This is a genomic window from Arthrobacter sp. 2YAF22_2 (assembly GCF_052114645.1).
Lineage (GTDB): Bacteria > Actinomycetota > Actinomycetes > Actinomycetales > Micrococcaceae > Arthrobacter.
This window is the reverse complement of sequence record NZ_JBFRFD010000686.1, coordinates 1-1,540: the sequence shown is the minus strand read 5'-3', so window position 1 is coordinate 1,540 and position 1,540 is coordinate 1. Positions and strand designations below refer to the sequence as shown.

The window sequence follows — 1,540 nt, the reverse complement described above, 5'->3', positions numbered from 1 at the left end:
ATTGCGAGAACCGGTGGATTTCCACCGGCGGCGGGGGCTACAACGTGATCACGGTGGTCCCGAGGTCCTGGAGCCACCTGATCGCGATTGCGGCCGGCCGCCCGGTCCCGCTCCGGACCCCCGTCCCGGAGGACTGGCGGCACTACGTGCAGGAGAAGTACGGGGCCAAGTACGGGGTGGAGCCGCCCACGGTGATGGGCGACGACGTCGACCTCTGGTGGCGCTCGTGGGAGGTCGGCTTCGACCCCAACGACGAGGTGGACCGCACCGTCATGGCGACCCGCAAGGAAGTTTTCCCGCTCTACGGACTGGATCCCTGGTTCGACTGAGCCCTCCCATCGGGGCCGCCGGGAGCGCCGGGCGGCCCCGCCGGCGGACGTCCGCAACTGGTGGATGCCATCCGGCGTATATGTCGCTAGTGTGGAGGGCATGGTGACAGACGACGTATTTGCCGTCATTGCTGAGGCAACCCGGCGCGACATTCTGGTGTCCCTCCGCGAGGGGGACAAAGCGGTAGGGGAACTGGTCCAGGAGCTCGAAGCGAGCCAGCCCACCATATCCAAGCACCTCAAGGTCCTGCGCGAAGCGGACCTCGTCAGCATGCGCGCCCAGGGCCAGAAGCGCTACTACGCCTTGAACCCCAAGCCGCTGGCCGGCGTCGCCAGCTGGCTCGAGACTTTCGACGTCGGCCGCCCGGCCGCTGCGGAACCGACACCCCCGCCCGCTGCCGCCGCACCAACGGGTCCGGACACCCTTGCCGCCGCGGCTGCACAGGCTGCGCCAGCGGTCCCGGAACGGAGCGCCGGCGGTGTGCTGAGCCCGGCAGTGGCCATCCCGGTCGGCACCGCGGCGGAGGATTCGAAACCACAGCAAATCGGCCGCTCGGTGGGCCGGGCCGCCACAAGGGCCGCGGATCTGCTCGCCAGCCTGCCGAAGTTCGGCCGCAAGAAATAGCCCCTGCCTGTCCGTCACCCGCCCGGCGTCACAAGCGCCCGGCCGTGGCGCTCAAATGGCATTCCCGGCCCGGCGCGGTGCAGTATGGAAAGGCTATATTGTTGCGCCCAACCACGGGCGCCCAGGGTTAGGGAGTTACATGGACGCGCGGCTAGAAGCTGTCCGGGACACGGTACTAGCGCGGAATCCCGGCGAAACCGAATTCCACCAGGCGGTCACAGAAGTCTTCGAGAGCCTCGGGCCCGTGCACGACCGGCACCCCGAATTCCTGGAAGCCGCCATCCTGGAACGGCTCTGCGAGCCCGAGCGGCAGATCATCTTCCGGGTGCCCTGGGTGGACGACGCCGGACGCGTCCAGATCAACCGCGGCTTCCGGGTGGAGTTCAACTCGGCCCTGGGTCCGTATAAGGGCGGCCTGCGGTTCCATCCCTCGGTCTACCTGGGCATCGTCAAGTTCCTGGGCTTCGAGCAGATCTTTAAGAACGCCCTGACCGGCATGCCGATCGGCGGCGGCAAAGGCGGTTCCGACTTCGACCCCCGCGGCCGCAGTACGTCACCAACGTTATGAACGAGGACCTCATCACCC

At 67.9% G+C, this 1,540-nt stretch carries 1 protein-coding gene and 2 pseudogenes; all 3 read left to right on the top strand.

Translation table 11 applies throughout. The annotated features are described in order from the left end of the window. Window positions 1–329: pseudogene (locus tag AB4Y86_RS18690) on the top strand (acetoin utilization protein AcuC); the annotation flags it as partial. 100 nt (window positions 330–429) lie between these two features. After that, window positions 430–954: an ArsR/SmtB family transcription factor gene (locus AB4Y86_RS18685; protein ID WP_441403630.1), complete on the top strand. Its 525-nt coding sequence runs from the start codon at window positions 430–432 to the stop codon at window positions 952–954. 139 nt (window positions 955–1,093) lie between these two features. Then, window positions 1,094–1,504 (top strand): annotated as a pseudogene (locus AB4Y86_RS18680) (Glu/Leu/Phe/Val dehydrogenase dimerization domain-containing protein); the annotation flags it as partial. Between the last annotated feature and the right edge of the window lie 36 nt (window positions 1,505–1,540).

Excerpts from the sequence above, each read along its gene's own strand:
- AB4Y86_RS18685 (WP_441403630.1), top strand. The coding sequence starts at position 430 with ATGGTGACAGACGACGTATTTGCCGTCATTGCTGAGGCAACCCGGCGC.